The organism is Desmonostoc vinosum (genome assembly GCF_059505385.1).
In genome coordinates this window covers 1-20,254 of the sequence record NZ_JCACKM010000128.1, presented here as the reverse complement: position 1 = coordinate 20,254, position 20,254 = coordinate 1, and the positions used below count along the sequence as shown (strand labels likewise).

The following is a 20,254-nucleotide window of genomic DNA, read 5'->3' as shown; positions in this document are numbered from 1 at the left end:
CTCCCCAAGATCACACTGCCTCAACTTTGTAAGACAACCCCAACACAAAACTTGCCGATTATGGAACCGGGGGACTTAAACCCACGGAACTAGTTAAAAGAGTCAGGTCAAAAGAGGCAGGGGAGCTCTTAGCAGGGAGCAAGGGGGAAAACACCAGACGGAGCTTGTACTCCGCCCCAGTAAGAGCGCCCGCTTATGGGCGGGGCTTCATACCCATGTTCCGCTCCGCTCCACGGCTCCAGGGCAGGGCTTGCTCCTTTCAAGGGTAGGTTTTTCATATTCAGTCTGAAAAAGCCTATTTTTCCGTTCCGAAATCTTTCTCTGCGTCCCCGTGTCCCCGCGTCAACCAAAACGCGAAATCTAAAAAACCTACCCATAAGAGAGGGCTTGCTCCCCCTGCTCCCTGCCCCTCCGCTTCTTCGGTGATACGGTAGTCGCTAACATGCGGTAAGCCTCTCACCGCGCGGTCTTTCCAATTCACTGCCGCAAGGTAGCCACTCTGGAACTGGGTACTAGGTGCTGGAAAATTATCACAAAATCTTCCTGTGAGTAAAGCAGAATTTTATTGATCGCGCGTAAAACCCCATCCCCTTGTGGGTGGGGGATGTAAGCGCGGTTAATTCCTAGTCTCCAGTCCCTTTGAGTTAGACACCCAGCAATCTGTAGATCACACTGTTAACAACGGTTAGTGCAAACGCTCCGATAACAGCGCTCCAAATACCGAAACGCAAGCGGAAGCCTTCGACTAACCAGGCAGCAATACTAAAACAAACGACGGCAATCATAAACGTGAAAATGCCGGATAATAAATCAAAAGTGAGAAAATTGGGTACTGCAAATACAAGGCGTAAAATTGGTCTGACTATTGCCGTTACGATACCAAGAATTGCTGCGGAAAAGAAAGCTTTACCTGGAGTATCGATTTCAACTCCCAGAAAAGGCAATTTACTAATAATTAACAAGCTGACAGACGTTACTACCCAAACGATTAAAACGGTTACAAAATCCATTGCCAAAACCCCTGAAACGTGAACGGCGATCGGCGATAAATTAATCGGTCTACGAATAGAATAGTGTTTGAAGATATGCAATTATTTGTAAATTAGCAGAGATTATTTCTCTAGTTGAGTTTTATTCTATAAATCTTTAGGTTTGGTTGCTGTTCTCTGTTGCCTTGGAATCATAATCTAGCGATCGCAACTCTCTTCAGACAGAGGTAAGGCTGAATAATCAAGTAGAGACGCAGCAATGCTACGTCTCTACAAGGGTTAGGGAAAATGTAAAATTTGTTGACAAGCGTAATTCATTCCCAGATTTAGCAGGGCCAAATTTTTCTTGCTTGACCGTATCTGCTTGGTTTTGTGTCTTATCTTTTGGGAGTAGGACTGGTTTTTTCCGGTACTACAGGTGCTGGAGACACCGACGACTTGGGAAGTATAGGAGACACACCAGGACTAGCAGGATTGATGTCTTGGCCAGTTACCTTGGGTAACGGTACTTGGGGTGTTGAGGGGAATTTGGGGGTCAGATTCCCTTCAGGATTAATGCTCGGAATTGGTGTGGTACCGGGAATTGGCGATAAGTTAGTTGATGGTTGAGACGGGCCAGGTATAATTCCTAGAGACACGCGATCGCCCCCTACTTGACGCAATAAGTCCAATGTTTCAATCACATCGTTATAAGTTGCAGTTCGCGAAGCATTTAGCACCACAACGCCGCTGGGATTGTCTTGGAGATACTGCTTTAATCGCTGTGCTAATTCCTCTCTTTTGATGGGCTGTTTTTCGATGAAAGTATTACCAACCGCATCAATAGTGACAATCTGAGTTCCGCCTTGTGAATTTATGTTGGATGTTGTATTAGCGCTAGCTTTAGGCAAATCAACATTAATCGCCTGTTGGCGGGTAAATTGCAATGCTGCCAACAGAAAAAACGTCAAAATGCAAAAAACGACATCAATTAGCGGGATGATTTGAATCTGGGCTTCTTCAATTGGACTATGTAGATTAACTTTCATGTCTCGCTCTTACGGCTATTTCAGCGGCTAGATTCTGGTCTTATGCTTAAGTTTTAATTAATCAATTGCAGGGGGTTCAGGAGGTTCAGAAAATTTGTTTTTATTGAGCTTACGAGGTGGGATCAAACTTTCTTTTGAGGATTCCCGTACAATTGCCGATGTGCTGTTGCTAAAGTCGGGTGGAGACTGACGATACAGTAATTCCATTTCATTTCCCGCACGACGAAAAACTTTGACTTGGTTAACCACAAAACTTTGAAACAGGCGATAAAATACCAGACTAACGATCGCAACTATTAGCCCTGCTGCTGTACTAATCAGCGATTCACCAATACCAGTAGTTACCCCAGCTGTTGATTCAGTACCTAAATCACCAATCCGAATTGAGCGCAAAGACTGGATCAAACCTAAAACTGTACCCAACAATCCTAACAGCGGTGCTAGGGCGATTACAGCTTCTAAAAGTTTTTCGCCTCGCCGCATCCCTGCTAACTCATCTTCCGCTGTCGCCTCCAGTGCTAAACGAAAGGTTTCGGCGTCGCTTTTGGGTAAACCCAAAGGCGCGTAAAGAAACCTGCCAATTGGCTGATCTGTGGCGCGTCTGGCAATTTCCCCAGCCACTTCCCAACTATCGCGGGCAGCATCTAAAACGCGATCGACTATTTGCTTTTCTTGAGTCAAAATTCTTAACCAGAACCACAGGCGTTCAAAAATTACACTTAAAGACAGCACCGACAGCGCCAGTAAAGGCCACATTGCTGGCCCGCCCTTGTAAAACAAATCTAAAATGTCCACTTTTTAGGTTTCCTCCCTCCATCTAGAGCAACTATGACAAAGCATCTTAATTTTAGAGATTAATGCACAACTACCATATTCGGATGCCGAATTGCAGAGTCAGTGTTTGTTTAACAAGGCGATAGTTTGCTTGGCCTGTTTCCTCTGTAATTCTATAGGAGTAGCGTCTTCCAGACGAAATGAGGACGGTTATTCCCACCGGGAATGTAAAACATAATTTGTCAGAATAAAAGGTAACTGGAGGTTAAGAATATGAAATTTTCTGTTCAATCACTTTACACTTGGTATCGCAATGTGCTGCGTAATCCTAAATATCGTTGGTGGGTAATTTTAGGAACGCTAGTTTACATGCTCAGTCCTTTTGATATTCTCCCGGATTTTATCCCATTTGTGGGAGAAATTGATGATGTATTCCTTTTAACTTTGTTAGTAACTGAGGTTTCTGGGGTAGTTATTGAAGGCTGGAAAGCTCGTAAGGGAGTTGATACTACCGCTACTAATAATACCGATAATCCTACCTCCACCGCTAGCACAGTCGATGTTGATGCTGTTGCTGTCAAGTAGTTTTGACTAAATAAAACTTAACAAACCCTCTACCTCTGTTATCTACTTACGCTGCACTTTTGAGGTGGGGGATATTTTTTTAACGCAGATCTGACAACATTCTCAATAAATCGCCAACATAGTGTAACGCAAAGTGTACCTATGGTGATTACGGTTTACTAGCTTCAGCGAATTCTGTTAAGAAGCGGAAGGCTTTGAGAATATAACCCGCGCAATCTCTAGGAGAAGTATTATAAAACGATCGCCATGCACTGGCTTTATCTTCATCATAGCGATCGCCTCGCTCAACATGATCTTCTAACCATGCTAATCTAACTGCATGACCGATCAACACATCTAATACTATATATTCTTCGATTTGCAGTTTAGGGTTGTTGGCTGCGATCGCAGCTAATTCTATTAATGCTTCAATATTAACTTGGCGGTATTCTGGAGCTTCAATTTTATTTAATAAATGCTCAACTAACAGAGCAAAATTCTTTTCTCCTGCTGTCATTTCTGACAACATTATTTCACTATCTAGACGGTTGCGACGTTCTAATTTATCGCCAATCACTAAACCTTTGCAATGCTTCATCAATAACCAAACTTGTTTAAAAAAGTCTTTTGGTACGCGTCCTGTTGCACCTTCTGCTTGGCGAAACCGACGCCAACCCCCTGACGGGACTTCCATTTCTGTTTCTACCACTGGTAGCACTACCCAAGCAATATCACTTTCTTTTTGCTTGACGTGTAATGATTCTTGCTGGCGTAGTAGGTTACTCATGCCACTGTATCCTGTTAATACTTGATGCAAGCGCGTTTTTACCTCGAATGGTGAAAGTTCCATTAATTGTTCGTATGCTTCGTCTTGGGTGAGGTGTAATTCCTGTGCTAGTTCGCTGGTAATTAAGAGGATGAGATAGCCGACTCTTAATGTCAAAAGTCCGCGAAATAGTTGCGGTTCTGAGCGAATGAGGATGCCAAGATAAATTAAAATCTCTTGTGTAAGGACGCGATCGCGAATATCCTCACGACAGAAATGGTTAATTTTCTCGGCGATTTCATGATGAGACATGGGTACAGCAATTAAGGACGCTTCACTGTAAGCTTTACCCACGGCTATTTGCTTACCTCGTACCAAAATGCTTGTGACTGTATCCGACAAGCCGATATCAACCATTTGGCGCAACCCCGCAGCTCGACGTACCACTGCCCAAATACCTAAATCCCCAGCTTTGGTGTAAACTTCATCAAGTAAATCGGCTACAGTCACAGGGTATCCTGGGCCGCCGTAGCCTGTATCAAATTTTAGTCCCTGTAAACGAATTAAAGTTTGCAACAGCTCAATTTGCTCATAAATATTTTCTGATGCACGCAAATAAGAAAGTAACAAACCTAAGTTTGTTTCACACTCCATTTGAAATTCTTGGGTATGCCCCAAGCGCCAGTTTTTTTCTGAGTGATACGCTAGGTAATAGCAATTTAGTCCAGCATTTTTGACTGGCAACAGAGAAAATTCTGTATTTTGCAAAAAATCAATTCTTTGAATTCCGGCTGTCAGCATTAACTGATTGAGTCGCCCTAATTTTACCTGCACTCCATTACAAACACCATCTTTTAATTCCTGCATCAATTCTAATAATGCTTCAGCACCAATTTCTAGCATGGTGTGTGTCAACATTAAAGTTAGAGTAGGACGCCCTAAATCACTCCAATATTTCTGAATGTAAGCTAGTTCGCTTCTAATTTGGTCTAATAAAAAATGATAATCAAGAGTTAAATAGAACTGTTGAGAATCCAAAAATGACGGTAAAAATACAACTGTTTCACTGCAAATACGAAAGATTCTTGATGTTGTCAAACTCCGCAAACGTCGTACAGGACGCCCAGTTAAACCAAGTTTATCATTGCGTCCTATTTGAGTATAAATAGCTGAAAGTTCCCCTGCTTCTCTGACTTGAATTGGTTCTACTTGGGCAGGTGTTTGTGTTTCTATCCCGTGAACTTCTAGTTCTGCTTGTAAATCTTCGTCTTCTGCTAATAAAGCAATTTGAATCAACGCCTGGCGCTGTTTACCAACACACAAATGTCTTGCTAAAGGGTCAATATCACCAATTGCTAGTAAACTTTCACTTAACATTTGACAGAGAAAATATAAACTCTGCGCCCATACTAAAGGAATATTTTCGTTGGGTAAACGTTTTTGTGTTTGAGGTGCTAGTTTTTCGGCTTCGATATTTTCTGCTGGCACATAATAAAGTTCTGGTAATAAACGCAAACCGTCACGCTCAAATAATAATGGTTCTAGCAGTTGTTGATATTTTTGGACTTGTTCTTGGTCGCCACGAAATAAGCCATCTAAGATTAAGTAAGTAAAAAATAACGGCCACTCACATTCAATATGCTCAAATTGTTTTAGTTCCCACGGTTCGTAGTGTAGGCGGTGGGTGTCTTCTAAAACTGTTTGGTGTCCATCGCGTAAAAAGCGTTTACAGCCGTATTTGCCAGCAAGTTTAGTGATAATTTCGTTGAGAGTGCGATCGCGCAACTGCAAATTCTCTACAGCAAAGGCAGGAAAACTAATTATACTCAACAATGCGGCGTCAACTTCTTTAGAACCAGATTCTCTCGGTAATAGGGATTCTAGCGTAATCCGCGCCCGCGCAATTTCATCTGGCAATACATGAATGACTGAGGTTTGGCTACCATTGATGCCAAATAAATTGAGTCCGTTCATAGCTTCTAGGGCAGCTTTCGCCATGCCTACAGAACTAGCATTTAGTTCTGCATTACCATGGTTAATCTTATTACCCCGTTCCCAAATACCAAAATCTGGTGTGCGGTATGCTCGTCCAGTGTAGTAAACCAAGTTTTGAACGAAATTTACTTCATCAATCGTATAGATTATTTGCAATCCTGTAGCAGTCATTTGCGCCAATATCAGTAAAAATATAGATGTGGCATCAAGTTGCAAATGTCCCCACTCGTTATCACCAACAACAATGTCCCCGGTTGCTGTGTTGTATTTGGCGTGTAGTCCATCCAAAAGCGATTGTGTGTGTTTAAATGTCTCCACTTTATGAGCCTGTCGCATCATCGCAAATAGCAACCCACGCATCAGCTTGATGACACTGTGTTCTAGTTCGTAAGTTCGTCCTTCGTCGTTGTCAATCTTGCGGTATGCAAGTGCTAAACCCCAAACCGCCAAAATACTGTAAACGTTGTCTCGCACCCAAGCGTCTGTATAATCACCATGAGCAGTGATTGCAGTACTTGCAGGTAGTAACCCTGTAATAGGATTCTGACGCACCAAAATAATTGCATGAATTTGCTGGTAGTAATACTCCAGGCGGACTGATAACTCTGTGGGTGTTTTCATGACTTTAGCAAGAGGCGCAGCTTACGAAATTTAACCATACAGCTGTGAAGTAAATAGTATCAACCAAGCTAGAACAAGTCTTGTCGTGGATGATGAAACAGCAGTAAAGAGTGGTGTAAATTTATTATCTCGTGTTAAGCGATAGTACTAACTTGGAATTAGAACATTTACCAAAAGCAAAATAGTCAGTAAATCATAACCAAAGTCTCAGATTTCTTTAAATCTTCATTTATACGTATAAAAATTTATACTTGCTTTGGCTAATTGTTGGTAATTTTAAAAATAAATAACTATCGAACAAATTACTTTCGGTAGAGATTATTCATACGAAAAAATTGATAGTAAAAGAGGAAAAATATGTCTATGCGCTATAATGAAAATAATGCTCCGTTAATAAAAGTTGTTTACTCTCAAATCAAAATTAACGGAAAAACAGAGCTGATACCTTTAGAACTCTACGCTGATGGTTCACTCAAACGCTCTGCTGGATGAGTAAATATCAGAAGGTAATTACTAAAAGTTAGTAAAAAAATTGGAAGTTTTCCTTGCATAATTCTCCTATCTTTACAGGTAGGGGAATTATTATTTAGCAAAATTTTGTATTCTAGGCTTGATTAATTCAATATTTGTAGTTAAGCGATCGCCTCAGAAATTCTGCAACACATCAACTAACAATACCTCCGCCATTTCCATAAGGTAATTAGTCCCATTGCTAACCCTAAACCAAGAGTAAAAGCAGGCTCAGGGACAGGCTGTATATTGACATTATCAATAAGTAAGGCAATTAAGTACGATTACATAGATTAACCGATAAATATTTTAACTCTATAAAGTTTCCGGGTAAATTCGTTTATTGGCTTGACATAGATTGTAACAATAGTAAAATCTACTCTAACCACACCAAAATCTAAAAAACATCAAGGCGTAAATTACATACTTGTGTGGCATATCAAAGACTCTGAATACTAGTAAGTACATCACCGCAATAGTGCGATGTGCTAGAAAGTTTTCTACTTCTGCACAACGCAAATATTAAGCAACATCTACCAGAGAATGCGATTCCGAGTTAGGATGGTCAGTTAGCGATGCCTGAATTGGGTATCGATGTTGAATTATTAGGATTTTATGGACAAAAGTCCACAAGACGGCAGTATTATCCTCCTCTGAACTGGTGAGGCAGTCTCCCAGCGCGGGGGAGACTTTTAGGAGGTATTACTATGCTCACACAAGAGATTCGCAACTCTCTAATAGAATCTACCGATTTAAACCAACTGAAATGGGATTTAAATCGCTTACAACCTGTAGATGTTGGAGACTATATCGCACAATTACCCGAAAAACAACGGGCGATCGCCTTTCGTCTACTCAACAAATCTCAGGCGATAGACGTATTTGAATATTTACCCACAGAGGTGCAGGAAGAATTGATCAATTCTCTGCATGATGCTCAAGTAGTGCAGCTTGTAGAAGAAATGAGTCCTGATGAACGGGCGGAATTGTTTGACGAACTACCAGCTGGAGTCATCAAACGACTACTGCAACAGTTGAGTCCAGAACAAAGACAAGCGACGGCGACAATTCTCGGCTATCCTGAAGGCACTGCCGGGCGGGTGATGACGACTGAGTATGTACGATTACGAGAAGGGCTAACCGTAGGCGAAGCATTAAGTAAAATCCGGCGGCAAGACGAAGATAAAGAGACAATTTACTACGCTTACGTCACAGACAATAACCGCAAACTAGTAAGAGTTGTTTCATTGCGGCAATTACTGTTTACCTTTCCCGAAGTTTTGATTCGAGATATAGCGAGCGATCGCGTCCTCAAAGTTAGAACCGAAACTCCCCAGGAAGAAGTTGCCCAAATCATGAAGCGTTATGACTTAATTGCTATTCCTGTAGTTGATCGCGAAGAGAGATTAGTCGGGATTATTACAATTGACGATGTCATCGATATTTTAGAAGAAGAAGCTACAGAAGATATTCAAAAATTAGCAGGCGTCAGTGGTGATGAGGCCGCTTTATCACCACCCCAAGTTACTATTCGCAAGCGCTTACCGTGGTTATTAGGAATTATGGGATTATATATAGGTGCAGCAAGTGCGATCGCCCCATTCCAATCTGTAATTTCTGCCGTGCCAGTTCTCGCCGTCATCATGCCAATTTTTTCAAACACTGGTGGCACTGTTGGTATTCAAGCATTAACAGTCACAATTCGCGGTTTGGGTGTAGGTGAAGTTACACCTAGAGATACTCTGAGAATTCTTCGCAAGGAACTTTGTGCCGGTTTCGGCACAGCTGTGGCTTTAGCTGTGACTATGTTCCTGCTGTCTTTAATTTGGGCACATCCTCAAGAACGATGGGTAGCTTTAGTTGCAGGATTAGTTATGGCAACCAATACGATTGTCGCTGTGACTCTTGGTACTTTGCTGCCAATGGCTTTGAAGCGGCTAAAGCTAGATCCTGCTTTAGTCAGTGGGCCGTTAGTGACGACTATGCTAGATACAATTGGGTTTTTAACGTTCCTGACGCTGATTTCTATAGCTTTAAAAGTTTTGCATCTACCAACTTAATCAGGCGATCGCAAGACATTGGTAGAAATAAATAGCTTTACTTCTACCAATTATCTTTTATGGTCATTATTTAGTTAAATAAGGTACAAATTTACGCCTGATATAAATTAAAAATAAAAAACTAGGCAGTAGTTTCAATCCCTAATAGGGATTTTGATTGATTAAAACTCGCTGATTCGTCGCGAGGCAGTGAGCCTGCCTTACACGATGTTTCAATCCCTAATAGGGATTTTGGTTGATTAAAACTTCGCACTTCTCCGCAGCTTCCAGCCAATCGCGCGTTTCAATCCCTAATAGGGATTTTGGTTGATTAAAACAAGCGACCGCCCGACTACCAATCAACGCGATCGCCTTTGGTTTCAATCCCTAATAGGGATTTTGGTTGATTAAAACTCGCCAAGAGGCGTTGATTGTGGCTGGCAATATCAAAAGTTTCAATCCCTAATAGGGATTTTGGTTGATTAAAACTCAATTTGATTTAGGTATCCGTCTCTCTCTTCACTGTTTCAATCCCTAATAGGGATTTTGGTTGATTAAAACCGGGGTCAGCTATCAGTCGATATCGAATTGGGTGTGAGGTGTTTCAATCCCTAATAGGGATTTTGGTTGATTAAAACCCAATCTGAAAAATCGACATCGAAGTCCGAAGAGTTTCAATCCCTAATAGGGATTTTGGTTGATTAAAACCCTAAAAAATACGATTGGTTTCTCTGTCCTTCACCGTGTCACGTTTTTGTTTCAATCCCTAATAGGGATTTTGGTTGATTAAAACTAGGCGCGGGCGGAGGCGGGGGCAATGGGGCATTATCAGCCGTTTCAATCCCTAATAGGGATTTTGGTTGATTAAAACTGAGTTTGTCTATCAGTCGATATGTGTTCAGGCTGTTTCAATCCCTAATAGGGATTTTGGTTGATTAAAACCTGAAAAATCAGCAGAAGCAATTGTTATCAATGTTGTTTCAATCCCTAATAGGGATTTTGGTTGATTAAAACGGCTTTTTTGTTGCCGCTTGTAATGCGTGCCAAGTTTCAATCCCTAATAGGGATTTTGGTTGATTAAAACTTTGCATGGGATATCATAGCAGATGCAAATAACATCGTTTCAATCCCTAATAGGGATTTTGGTTGATTAAAACTTTTTCACCTTTGAGGAACTTAAAGGTACATCTGTTGTTTCAATCCCTAATAGGGATTTTGGTTGATTAAAACCAGAATTGGGAGGTGTGGTAAATGTTAGTCCGGCTGATGTTTCAATCCCTAATAGGGATTTTGGTTGATTAAAACTGTAATACCAAATCAATTATCTGTTGAATTTTCGTTTCAATCCCTAATAGGGATTTTGGTTGATTAAAACAAAGATTTTTGAAAAAATGTACAGAAAATCATTGTTTCAATCCCTAATAGGGATTTTGGTTGATTAAAACATCTCGTAGATCATCGAAGCATTAGCCTGAAGTTGTTTCAATCCCTAATAGGGATTTTGGTTGATTAAAACCCTGGTTCGCCGATGGGTTTGCCACCAATCGCAGGGTTTCAATCCCTAATAGGGATTTTGGTTGATTAAAACTTCATAAGAGCGAATTTTTAATATCGATGCATCTATGGTAAGTTTCAATCCCTAATAGGGATTTTGGTTGATTAAAACTCGTACATCTATTCTTGGCGAAGTCAAACAAGAGTACGAAGGTAAATTGTTTCAATCCCTAATAGGGATTTTGGTTGATTAAAACTGTGTCAGGTGTTCGGAATCGTAGCTGATTGTGGCGTTTCAATCCCTAATAGGGATTTTGGTTGATTAAAACCACATAACGGTTTACGGCGCTGGCTACTAAATCCGTTTCAATCCCTAATAGGGATTTTGGTTGATTAAAACTCTAGCCCGTCACCAAGCAGTCGCGTGATGTATAGTCCGTTTCAATCCCTAATAGGGATTTTGGTTGATTAAAACGATATGGATTTCCAGCTAATAGTTTATTTAAACGAGTTTCAATCCCTAATAGGGATTTTGGTTGATTAAAACCGCTGGGGTCTGCAAGCGTTGATATATTTGATTTTCAAGGTTCAAAAGTGTCGATCTGTAGCTAAGATACCTTTTCAGCCGTTTGGTTGTCAAGAGCGCAAGCATAATAAATAACCTCAAAAGCAATTCTGGTAAGGATTTGCGGGAGTGGTGTCAACCTCTGAACACCTCAAAGAGGGTTCAAAGCTATTAAGGATAGGCTTTTCAGACACAAAATTTTGTTTTATTTAAAAAACACCTACTGGTTGACACCATAGGCATCAAGTAAAAATAAGTAGTGCGAGCATCTTGCTCGCGCGGGCAAGATGCCCGCACTACAAATATTAAATTGTTCAACTTATTTTTACACGAATCCATAATTACTAATTCGCAGTAGGCTAATTTATATTTTTCAACGCAGAGGAATACCAATATTTTTAGCCAACTCTACACACCCCTACAACTATTCTTCTTGAATCCAAAAAAATGTTGTTGGAGTTGGCAGTAGATACGGTAAAGCTAGCCAGGAATACGAAATAGCAGGAGGTTCGCGACGTAGGAACATGGGTGTAAGGTTATAAAGGTAGCTAAAGTGAGTTTCTTGACTTGAGGCGATTAGCGCTGTGGGGTGTAGCAAGAAAAAAAGTTGTTTTGATAGACGTGAAATATGTATCTACTTTGATAGAAGACAGATGATATCATTGCCTCTGCATATTTAAATTAAAAAGCTGTAGAAAAGCGTTAGCATAGGGCCTTTGTCAGGAAACCTGCTCGTACCTCTACGCAGACCAATGATAGCTATTTATGCCTACTACCACTTGGAATCGTCATCACGTTCTCTCTTTGGCTGACTTTACCCCTGCTGAATACGATACTGTATTGCAAACCGCTGCCAGTTTTCAAGAAGTACTATCGCGGCGAACGAAGAAAGTGCCAACCTTGCAAGGACAAGTAGTGGCAAATCTATTTTTTGAACCTTCTACCCGTACTCGCAGCAGTTTTGAACTCGCTGCGAAACGCTTAAGTGCAGATACGCTGAATTTCGCCGCTGCCACATCTTCGATGACGAAAGGCGAGACAATTCTCGACACGGCAAAAACTTATTTGGCTATGGGAACTGATATCATGGTGATCCGCCATAAAGAAGCAGGTGTGCCTCATGCGATCGCTCAAGAAATGGATCGTCTTGGTGTGCGAGTTGCTGTTCTCAATGCAGGCGATGGTCAGCATGAACATCCTTCCCAAGCACTGCTAGATTTATTCACTATTTGTACTCTGATTGACCCAGCCAATCCCAGGCTTGAACTTTTAAAAGGTAAAAAAATCGCTATTGTTGGAGATATTTTACACTCTCGTGTGGCGCGATCGAATATCTGGAGTTTCATCGCCAGCGGTGCCCAAGTACATTTAGCAGCACCACCCACACTTTTACCCAAGTACTTTGCCGAGTTCGTAGAAGAGGCAGGGGGCAGCGCTTCGGCTTCTCCTGTTGGAGACGCTACGCGTAGGCTTCCCCATAGGGGTACGCTCAGTGACCAGGGGCAGGCGGCAGGGGGAGAGAAAATAATATCAATATCCCCCACATCACCGATTGGTGAGCGAAGTCGAACCACATCCCCCCAACCCTTCCTTCATTGGCAACTCGAACCAGCCCTACAAGATGCTGATTTTGTCATGACATTGCGCCTGCAAAAAGAACGGATGAGCGCTCATTTACTGCCAAGTTTGCGAGAATACCATCAACTATTCGGCATTACACGTCCAAAGCTACAACTATGCAAGCCTAACGTTAAAGTTTTGCATCCTGGCCCAGTTAATCGTGGTGTAGAAATTAGCTCTGATTTGATGGATGATCTAGAATTTAGTCTAATTCAATCGCAAGTCACCAGTGGTGTCGCTGTTCGCATGGCCTTGTTGTATTTAATAGGTAGCGGCAAGACATCGGGAATTCAAAATTAAAAAGGTTGTTCGGTATTTGCTGTGCTAAGTCTCTGTGATGTCATGTCCGCCTGAAGACCTATGATATAGACTGACGCAGAGACACAGAGACGCCTGCGGACGAGGTTTCAAACCTTGATTGATTTCAATGAATGTAGAGACGCTTCAAAAGCGCGTCTCTACAAAGGTTTCGGGTAACGCAGAATTAATTTCTGGAGATGGGTAATTTACCCCACATCATATCAGCAATTATAAATTCGCTTTAAAGCGCATTTGTATTAATGGTATTATTTTCTTTTAAAGCTCTATGTAAAAACTCGGCGTTATATATTTAACAATCATGATTTTAAAGATGATATCTCTGTTGTACTCAAAGTTGCAGTACAGCAACACTGTTGCTCAAAGTCTGATGATATCAATGCCGTAGTCCCAAAATTCAGCATCCCAGACTATACAACTCAGAAAACCAGTATGTTTATCGACTCACCAAATCCTTTCTTCGCTGGAGATAGTATCCCACCAGAAAAATTTATCGGTAGGAACTCTATCATTCAAACAGCTTTTGACCAGATATATAACCGTGGTCATTTAGCGGTGTGGGGTGGACTGGGAACAGGAAAAACGTCGCTATTAGCAAAACTAGCTGCTGCTCAAACGTGGGAACAGAACAGGCAAGACATATCATTAGCAGTCATAGTTAGTTTTAGTTGTGAACAGATCAACCCTTTTACGGTCTCTGGTTTTTGGACAAAGTTACTGTGTTTAGTAAGAGATAATTTAAACACTGAAACAGAATTACAAAAGCGAGCAAATACTCTGATAGCAGAAGGTAGAGCATCTCAAGACAGTTTACGCCAAATATTAAGGGAACTAGACACTAAAGACAAATACTTAGTATTGCTGATAGATGATTACGATTTGGCTCTTTCAACTAACCAGCAATACCTTGAGCATAATATGCAGCAATTTTTGAGCGAATTTCGCAGCTTGGCTATTTACACTGACACTGGGCAAAGGCGAAATTTATCTGTGATTGTCACTTCACAAAAACGTCTAAATGATATTAAACCAAGTCTCAATCCTAACCAGTCACCCTGGTATAACCATTATTTATTTCGACAATTAAAACCTTTTAACGATGATGAAGTTGGGCAGTTACTACGATTATTTAATCGAGCAATTACAACGCAATTAAGAGAAGCACTAGAACAAATTGCTGGTGGGCATCCAAAGCTGCTACAAACTGCTTGTTTTTTCCTATATCAAGAACTCAGGAATGAAAACCAACCCTCTATTGAAGAGTTTGTTCATAATTTTATTCGAGATTTTGAAAGCAGCACTAATCCATTTTTCGATAGGACTTGGAAAATATGCGATGAAAAAGAGCAATATTTATTAATGTTAATGGTTTTGTCAAAACTGAGGGGTCGCCTGAATAAAGATAGACAATACAACATCAGAAATATTGAATCAATTTTTAGCCAATACGACAGAATATCGCGAAATTTAGAAGAACAGTGCGTTATTAAATATTCTATTAATAACGGCGATAATTCTTTTATTTTTATCTCGTCAATAATGGAGAAATGGGTAATTCAAGAAATTTGGAATTCTGATGACGAATCACTGCAAAAAAGAGAGAAAGCATTTTTAAATTTAATGAGTCATCAACAAATAGCAGATGTAAAAGGTGCTATTGTTTTGGTAAAAGAAAATCGGCAATCTATTACTTCATCTTTTAAGTCTATTTACCCTATTGTTGAGACAATCATCAGATTTTTCCTTAGTAGGTAATTGTTAAATATTTACTGATTATGAAAGTAGTATGGACAATAATCCTTATATCATTGGAACTCCAATCGAAACACCAGAGTTGCTTTTTGGTAGAGATTCTCTATTTGAACAAATAAGAGATCATTTGGAAAATAATATAAGATTGATTCTTTTGCATGGTCAAAGACGTATAGGTAAATCTTCTGTATTGAACATTCTTCCCTCTGTTGTAGCTAGAGATGAATTTTTATTCATTTCTTATGATTTACAAAACGATACCTCTTCTGAAAAGAATATAATTTTACATAAAATTATCAGTAATATCCTGCACGAACTTGGCATAGATCAAGAAATAGACATCAGCTATTTAGAAACAAATAGCAATTTAGAGGATAGAACAGTACAAAGAACTATATATGAGATTTGTTACGTATTGCATCAGAAAAATTTAAAATTAATTCTACTATTAGATGAGTTTGATGTAATCGAAAATGATAATAATATAGGCGAAGCTGTTAATTTTTTAGAATATCTAAATAATCTAATTAGAAATCAAATAGAAATATATCTAATCGCAGTAGTTGGCAGATATCTCAATTCGGTGCCAAATTTAGTACAAATGTTTAGAGAAGCACCACTTTTAGAAATTGGTTTATTGAATAATGAGAGTGCTAAAAAGTTAATTACGCAACCTGCTATTAAGAGCCTGCAATACAGAGACGAAACTATAGAAAAAATTTTGAAATTTTCATCAGGACATCCTTTATATACGCAGGTTTTATGTCATGAACTTTTTAATTTTGCTAGAAACCAAAATAATAACAGCAGGAGTTTTACTATTGTATCTGATGATGTAGATAAAGTTATATCAGAAGCCCTGGAAACTTCTCATGGCGGATGTGCTTGCTTTTGGGATGGATTAAGTCTGCATGAGAAAGTAGTGGTTTCAACTTTAGCTCAAGCTCAACAAGAAAAGATCACAGGTAATCCTAAAGAAATTTATCAAGAATATGGATTAGTATTGACAGATGCTTTACAAAATGCAATTAGTTCATTAATTAACAAGGGTTTTTTAAATAGTAATCCCATAAAAATAAAAGTAGAGATAGTCCGACTCTGGCTACTAATACATCATCAATTACGAGATGAAATCGCTATTTTAGAAAGAACAGAGGACGGAGAATTTAATAAAATGTTGGAGATAGCTCGAAGTTTCTGGCTACAAAAAGATAAACAAGAAAACGCCTTAATTCAATATAAAGAGGCTTTAAAGTTAAATCCTAATAACTTCATTCTTATAGTAGAGTTAGCAGAAAAATATTGTGAATTAAAGGATTTTGAACAAGCTTTACTACTTTATAAAAGAGCTTATAAATTAAATAAGTTAGTTTATAAACAAAGATTTATAGAAGCTTTAGATCACTACGGAAGTTACTTATTACAGCAAGAATATAACGAGAAAGCAAAAGAACAATATGAAAAAATTTTGCAAATTGACCCTGAAAATAGTTCAGCGAGAGAAAAAATCGGTGAACTAAGACACATGCAAATTGATAGTAATGAAATCGCCGAAACTCTCAAAGAATCAGATAGTTCTGGCGGCAGTAATTTTGGAGGATGGCTGCAAAGAATCATCCAACCAAAATTATGGAAAATACTAGGATATGGGGGTCTAATTGCTGGACTTATAGCTTTTGCTATGATTTTTTTTATTAATAAGCAAAAGAATTGTGCTGCCGATCAACAAAAAAATCCCCAGGGTGTATGCGTCACTAATTCAGAAAGCCTTAGTAGTGGCGATCGCTCTTTATTTTCTCAGATAACAAATAACAAACTCCAAGATATTGATAAATTTAAATTTAAAGAAAATAAACAAAAAGGGATTACTAACTTCCAACAAAAAAAATATCTACAGGCAGCAGAAGACTTTAAACAGGCGGTCAAATATAACTCTAACGATCCAGAGGTATTGATTTATCAAAACAATTCCTTAGCTCGTCAAAAGGGTGAGCCTTTTGTTTTAGCTGTAGTAGTGCCAGCCACACATCAGTCAAACTACGTTTTAGCTTGGGAAATATTACGTGGAATCGCACAAGCGCAAGATGAATTTAATCAAAATCAAGGATTAAACGGTCGCTTACTAGAAATTCTGATTGCTGATGATGGTGACTCAAAAATTCAAGCAAGAAAAGTTGCTCAGCAAATAGCAAATAATAACTCAGTATTGGGCGTAATTGGACATAATGCTAGTGGCGTTACTAACGAAGCTTTACCAATATACGAACAAGCGAAAATTCCGATTATTTCATCAACAAGTACTAGCATAGATTTAAAATCTTCTGTATTTTTTAGAACTCTTCCATCAGATAAAGAAACTGGTAATAAGTTAGCTGAATATGCTATCAAAAAAGGTTTAAAACAAGTCCTAGTTCTCTGTAATCCTGATGAGTCTTATAGCCGCAGTATAAAAGAAGAATTTAGAACAAATCTTGGCCCCAATGGCGAAGTTATTGGTGGTGGATGTATCAATATAGCTAACAAAAATGTTGACTCACAAATACTCGACAATTTGCCTAATCCAAAAACAATACAAGCGGTCGCTTTATTTCCAGATACCCAACACTTATATGAAGCTATTAAGATAGCTAAAAAGTATAAAAAAATTAATTCCGAAATCAGTCTATTAGGAGGTGATTCTGTTTATGTAGATGATATTTTTTCTAAAGGTGGTGACGATATCGAAGGTTTGGTTTTAGCTGTTCCTTGGTTTCGTGAGACGAAGAAATCACAAACTTTTGCTCAAAACGCTAAAAAACAGTGGGGAGGTGATGTTAGTTGGCGCACAGCAACCAGCTACGACGCGGTCAAGGCTTTTCTTGATTCCATAGATAAGTCTATTAATTCATCTCAGACTCTGTCCAGGGATACAGTTATCAACAATTTAAAAAAGGTAGAAGTTCAAAAAACATCTTTCGGAGAAACACTTAAGTTCAATGTCAGCCAGGAAAGCCAGAGGAAAGTAGTTTTACTGAAGGTAAAAAATAGACAATTTATAACTGAGGAGGAACAGACAAAAGAAGAAAAAAAATAAATTAGTTTGGTTTGTGATCTGTTAGACAGACATCATGAACGGGAATACTTAATATGGCATTGTCAGCTAGTTAGCCATAATCGAATCCGATAGATTTTCTACATCTTATAAATAAAGATTGCTGAGAGAATCTCATCCTGAGAATAGAGGTTATTATAAAATAGTGACCAATGATAAAAGAAAGACTTGGGAAAACTAGCTGAAAAATTAACAACTGCTTAGTAGTCCTATCACCATTAGTTATCTATGGTATCCTTAAAGTCTCAAAGAAACCCTTATGTAATTGGTCGTCCCATAAGTGAACGAGAACTTTTCTATGGAAGAGATAGAGAATTGTTTTTTGTGTGGGAAAATTTTCGCAAAGGGGAGAAAGTAGTATTTCTGCACGGAGAAAGAAGAATTGGTAAGTCATCTCTGCTTCAGAATATACCGGGATTTTTAGACGAAAAGGAATACAACGGTAACTACGCTTGTGTCAGCTTTGACTTAGAATATCATGCTCAAAATACGCTAGAGTCGCTGTTAGAAAGATTAGCAGAAACTATTGTTAAGCAATTAGATATCAAGCCTTATCAAATTGAGATACCAACTGCCGAAAAAATAAAAGTGCAGAAGGATATTTTCTGCAATAAATTCCTACCAGAGATATACGCAAAACTAAAAGATACTAAATTAGTCTTGTTATTAGATGAATTCGATGCCTTAGAGCCTACTTATATAGGTGCAACACTAGAATCACTCTTTGGACAGATCAAAAAGGTTGTAGAAAACCAAAGCAATCAACAATTATTGGTAGTGATTTTTGCTGGAAGAAAGTCTACAGATATATCAAATTTATTAAAAATATTTAAAAAAGTACCAATTAAAGAAATTGATTTTATAGACGAAAAAAGTGCCACAAAGTTAATTACTGAACCCGCTGCTAGTTTTTTGCAGTACGAACAAAAATCGATTGCAGCTATTATTAAGTTTTCTTCAGGACATCCTTATTTTATTCAGATTATCTGCTTTGTGCTTTTTAGTAGGGCCAGAGAATTAGAAAAACGGGGAGTTACTGAAAAAGATGTAAAACTGATTATAGAACAAGCAGTAGAGTTAGCAGAAGCTGGTCTAGCATGGTATTGGGAAGCTTTATCTGTACCAGAAAAGCTAGTATTTTCGGCTGTGGCTGAAGGCCAAAAAATAGCTATTGAAAAACAAGACCAACGTCTAAAGCAAGACCCACTCAAAATACTAGAAATATATAATTTTCATCACTTATCAAAAGATCAACTACAAAAAGTTGTCACAGAACTCATATATAGAGGATTTCTAAATAAACAAGGTAATCAAGTAAAAATAGAATTAGTTAGGTGTTGGTTGGTGCAACGTCACCCTTTGTGGCAGGAGGTAAGAGAATTTGAAAAAGGAGATAAACAAGAAATTGAACAAGCTTATCAAATTATTGATCAGTTGAATCAGCAAAAAAAAAATACAGCAGATATAGCTGAATCTCCAAATAATCTTGGAGAAGATTCTAAAAATCAAAATTATGATGTTTACGACTTTAATAACCTAGAAAATATCCCGCATGAATTTCCTACCAAGGGTTTAGGAAATATAAAATACTTAGCAGATAAAATTACTCTGAATAGAGAAAAAAAAGGGCTACTTTGTATAGCTTCTATTGTGGGTCTTGTAACAATCATTATTCTTGCCTTTACTACCTCAAGCGCCAAGAATGATCAAAATAATCATATTAATCCACAACGCAACATAAACTCTAGCCCTTAGCTCGACTTGATCCATTTTTGCACTGAGGCGATTCCGCGAAGGAGCATCATCGCTACGATTTTTACCAAGCCAGTTTGGAGCCATATCAACTGAAATTGTAAAAATCCCTCGTACCTTATTTGAACGCTTGAGGGATATTGCTATTTATGCCGCTTAATTGGATAAAGTCGAGCTAATATCAAGTTCGGGTAATTACTTATTATTAAAATTTCTCCGTGTCCCCGTGTCCCCGTGTCCTCGCGTCAGCCCTAACGATAAGTCTTCAGACGAACATGATATAATTCGTTATCCTGCGTTTGAGACAATACATCCTTTCACAATAATAGACTTCTTGCAAAAATACTTGAACCGTCAGAGACTCAAGTCTCTGCCT

The 20,254-nt window shown here is 38.9% G+C and carries 11 protein-coding genes and 1 CRISPR repeat array; of the genes, 7 read left to right on the top strand and 4 right to left on the bottom strand.

Annotated elements, in window-relative coordinates:
• Positions 1-644: 644 nt before the first annotated feature.
• From AC5JMF_RS19465 to AC5JMF_RS19455, 3 genes are all read right to left on the bottom strand, one after another.
• On the bottom strand, positions 645-1,010 hold the full coding sequence (locus tag AC5JMF_RS19465; RefSeq protein WP_495797371.1) for a phage holin family protein: 366 nt from the start codon (positions 1,008-1,010) through the stop codon (positions 645-647).
• Between the two features lie 356 nt (positions 1,011-1,366).
• Positions 1,367-2,017 carry an ExbD/TolR family protein gene (locus tag AC5JMF_RS19460; protein WP_495797370.1) on the bottom strand — a complete coding sequence of 217 codons (651 nt, stop codon included), beginning with the start codon at positions 2,015-2,017 and terminating at the stop codon, positions 1,367-1,369.
• Between the two features lie 57 nt (positions 2,018-2,074).
• Complete coding sequence (locus AC5JMF_RS19455; protein ID WP_495797369.1) at positions 2,075-2,812, bottom strand: MotA/TolQ/ExbB proton channel family protein; 738 nt, start codon at positions 2,810-2,812, stop codon at positions 2,075-2,077.
• A gap of 252 nt (positions 2,813-3,064) precedes the next feature.
• On the opposite strand from AC5JMF_RS19455, the gene AC5JMF_RS19450 reads away from it, so the two are divergent.
• Positions 3,065-3,376 (top strand): YkvA family protein, encoded by a 312-nt coding sequence (locus AC5JMF_RS19450; RefSeq protein ID WP_495797368.1) that lies wholly within the window; start codon positions 3,065-3,067, stop codon positions 3,374-3,376.
• 148 nt (positions 3,377-3,524) lie between these two features.
• Here AC5JMF_RS19450 and AC5JMF_RS19445 read toward each other — a convergent pair whose 3' ends face one another.
• Positions 3,525-6,737 carry a phosphorylase b kinase regulatory subunit alpha/beta gene (locus AC5JMF_RS19445; protein WP_495797367.1) on the bottom strand — a complete coding sequence of 1,071 codons (3,213 nt, stop codon included), beginning with the start codon at positions 6,735-6,737 and terminating at the stop codon, positions 3,525-3,527.
• A gap of 357 nt (positions 6,738-7,094) precedes the next feature.
• On the opposite strand from AC5JMF_RS19445, the gene AC5JMF_RS19440 reads away from it, so the two are divergent.
• The 6 genes from AC5JMF_RS19440 to AC5JMF_RS19415 all read left to right on the top strand — a co-directional run bounded on the left by AC5JMF_RS19440 (position 7,095) and on the right by AC5JMF_RS19415 (position 19,881).
• Positions 7,095-7,229: a hypothetical protein gene (locus tag AC5JMF_RS19440; RefSeq protein ID WP_495797366.1), complete on the top strand. Its 135-nt coding sequence runs from the start codon at positions 7,095-7,097 to the stop codon at positions 7,227-7,229.
• Positions 7,230-7,954: 725 nt separating this feature from the next.
• Positions 7,955-9,307 carry a magnesium transporter gene (gene mgtE / locus AC5JMF_RS19435; RefSeq protein ID WP_495797365.1) on the top strand — a complete coding sequence of 451 codons (1,353 nt, stop codon included), beginning with the start codon at positions 7,955-7,957 and terminating at the stop codon, positions 9,305-9,307.
• 131 nt (positions 9,308-9,438) lie between these two features.
• Positions 9,439-11,327: direct repeats of the CRISPR family, unit length 37 nt; unit sequence GTTTCAATCCCTAATAGGGATTTTGGTTGATTAAAAC.
• 783 nt (positions 11,328-12,110) lie between these two features.
• Positions 12,111-13,265, top strand: coding sequence for an aspartate carbamoyltransferase catalytic subunit (locus AC5JMF_RS19430; protein WP_495797364.1), 1,155 nt, complete (start codon positions 12,111-12,113; stop codon positions 13,263-13,265).
• A gap of 450 nt (positions 13,266-13,715) precedes the next feature.
• The gene (locus tag AC5JMF_RS19425) at positions 13,716-15,038 is read left to right on the top strand and encodes an ATP-binding protein (protein WP_495797363.1); all 1,323 of its coding nucleotides are present in this window, start codon (positions 13,716-13,718) and stop codon (positions 15,036-15,038) included.
• 31 nt (positions 15,039-15,069) lie between these two features.
• On the top strand, positions 15,070-18,108 hold the full coding sequence (locus AC5JMF_RS19420; protein ID WP_495797362.1) for an ABC transporter substrate-binding protein: 3,039 nt from the start codon (positions 15,070-15,072) through the stop codon (positions 18,106-18,108).
• Positions 18,109-18,354: 246 nt separating this feature from the next.
• Entirely contained in the window at positions 18,355-19,881 is a 1,527-nt protein-coding gene (locus AC5JMF_RS19415) for an ATP-binding protein (protein ID WP_495797361.1), read from the top strand.
• Positions 19,882-20,254: the final 373 nt, after the last annotated feature.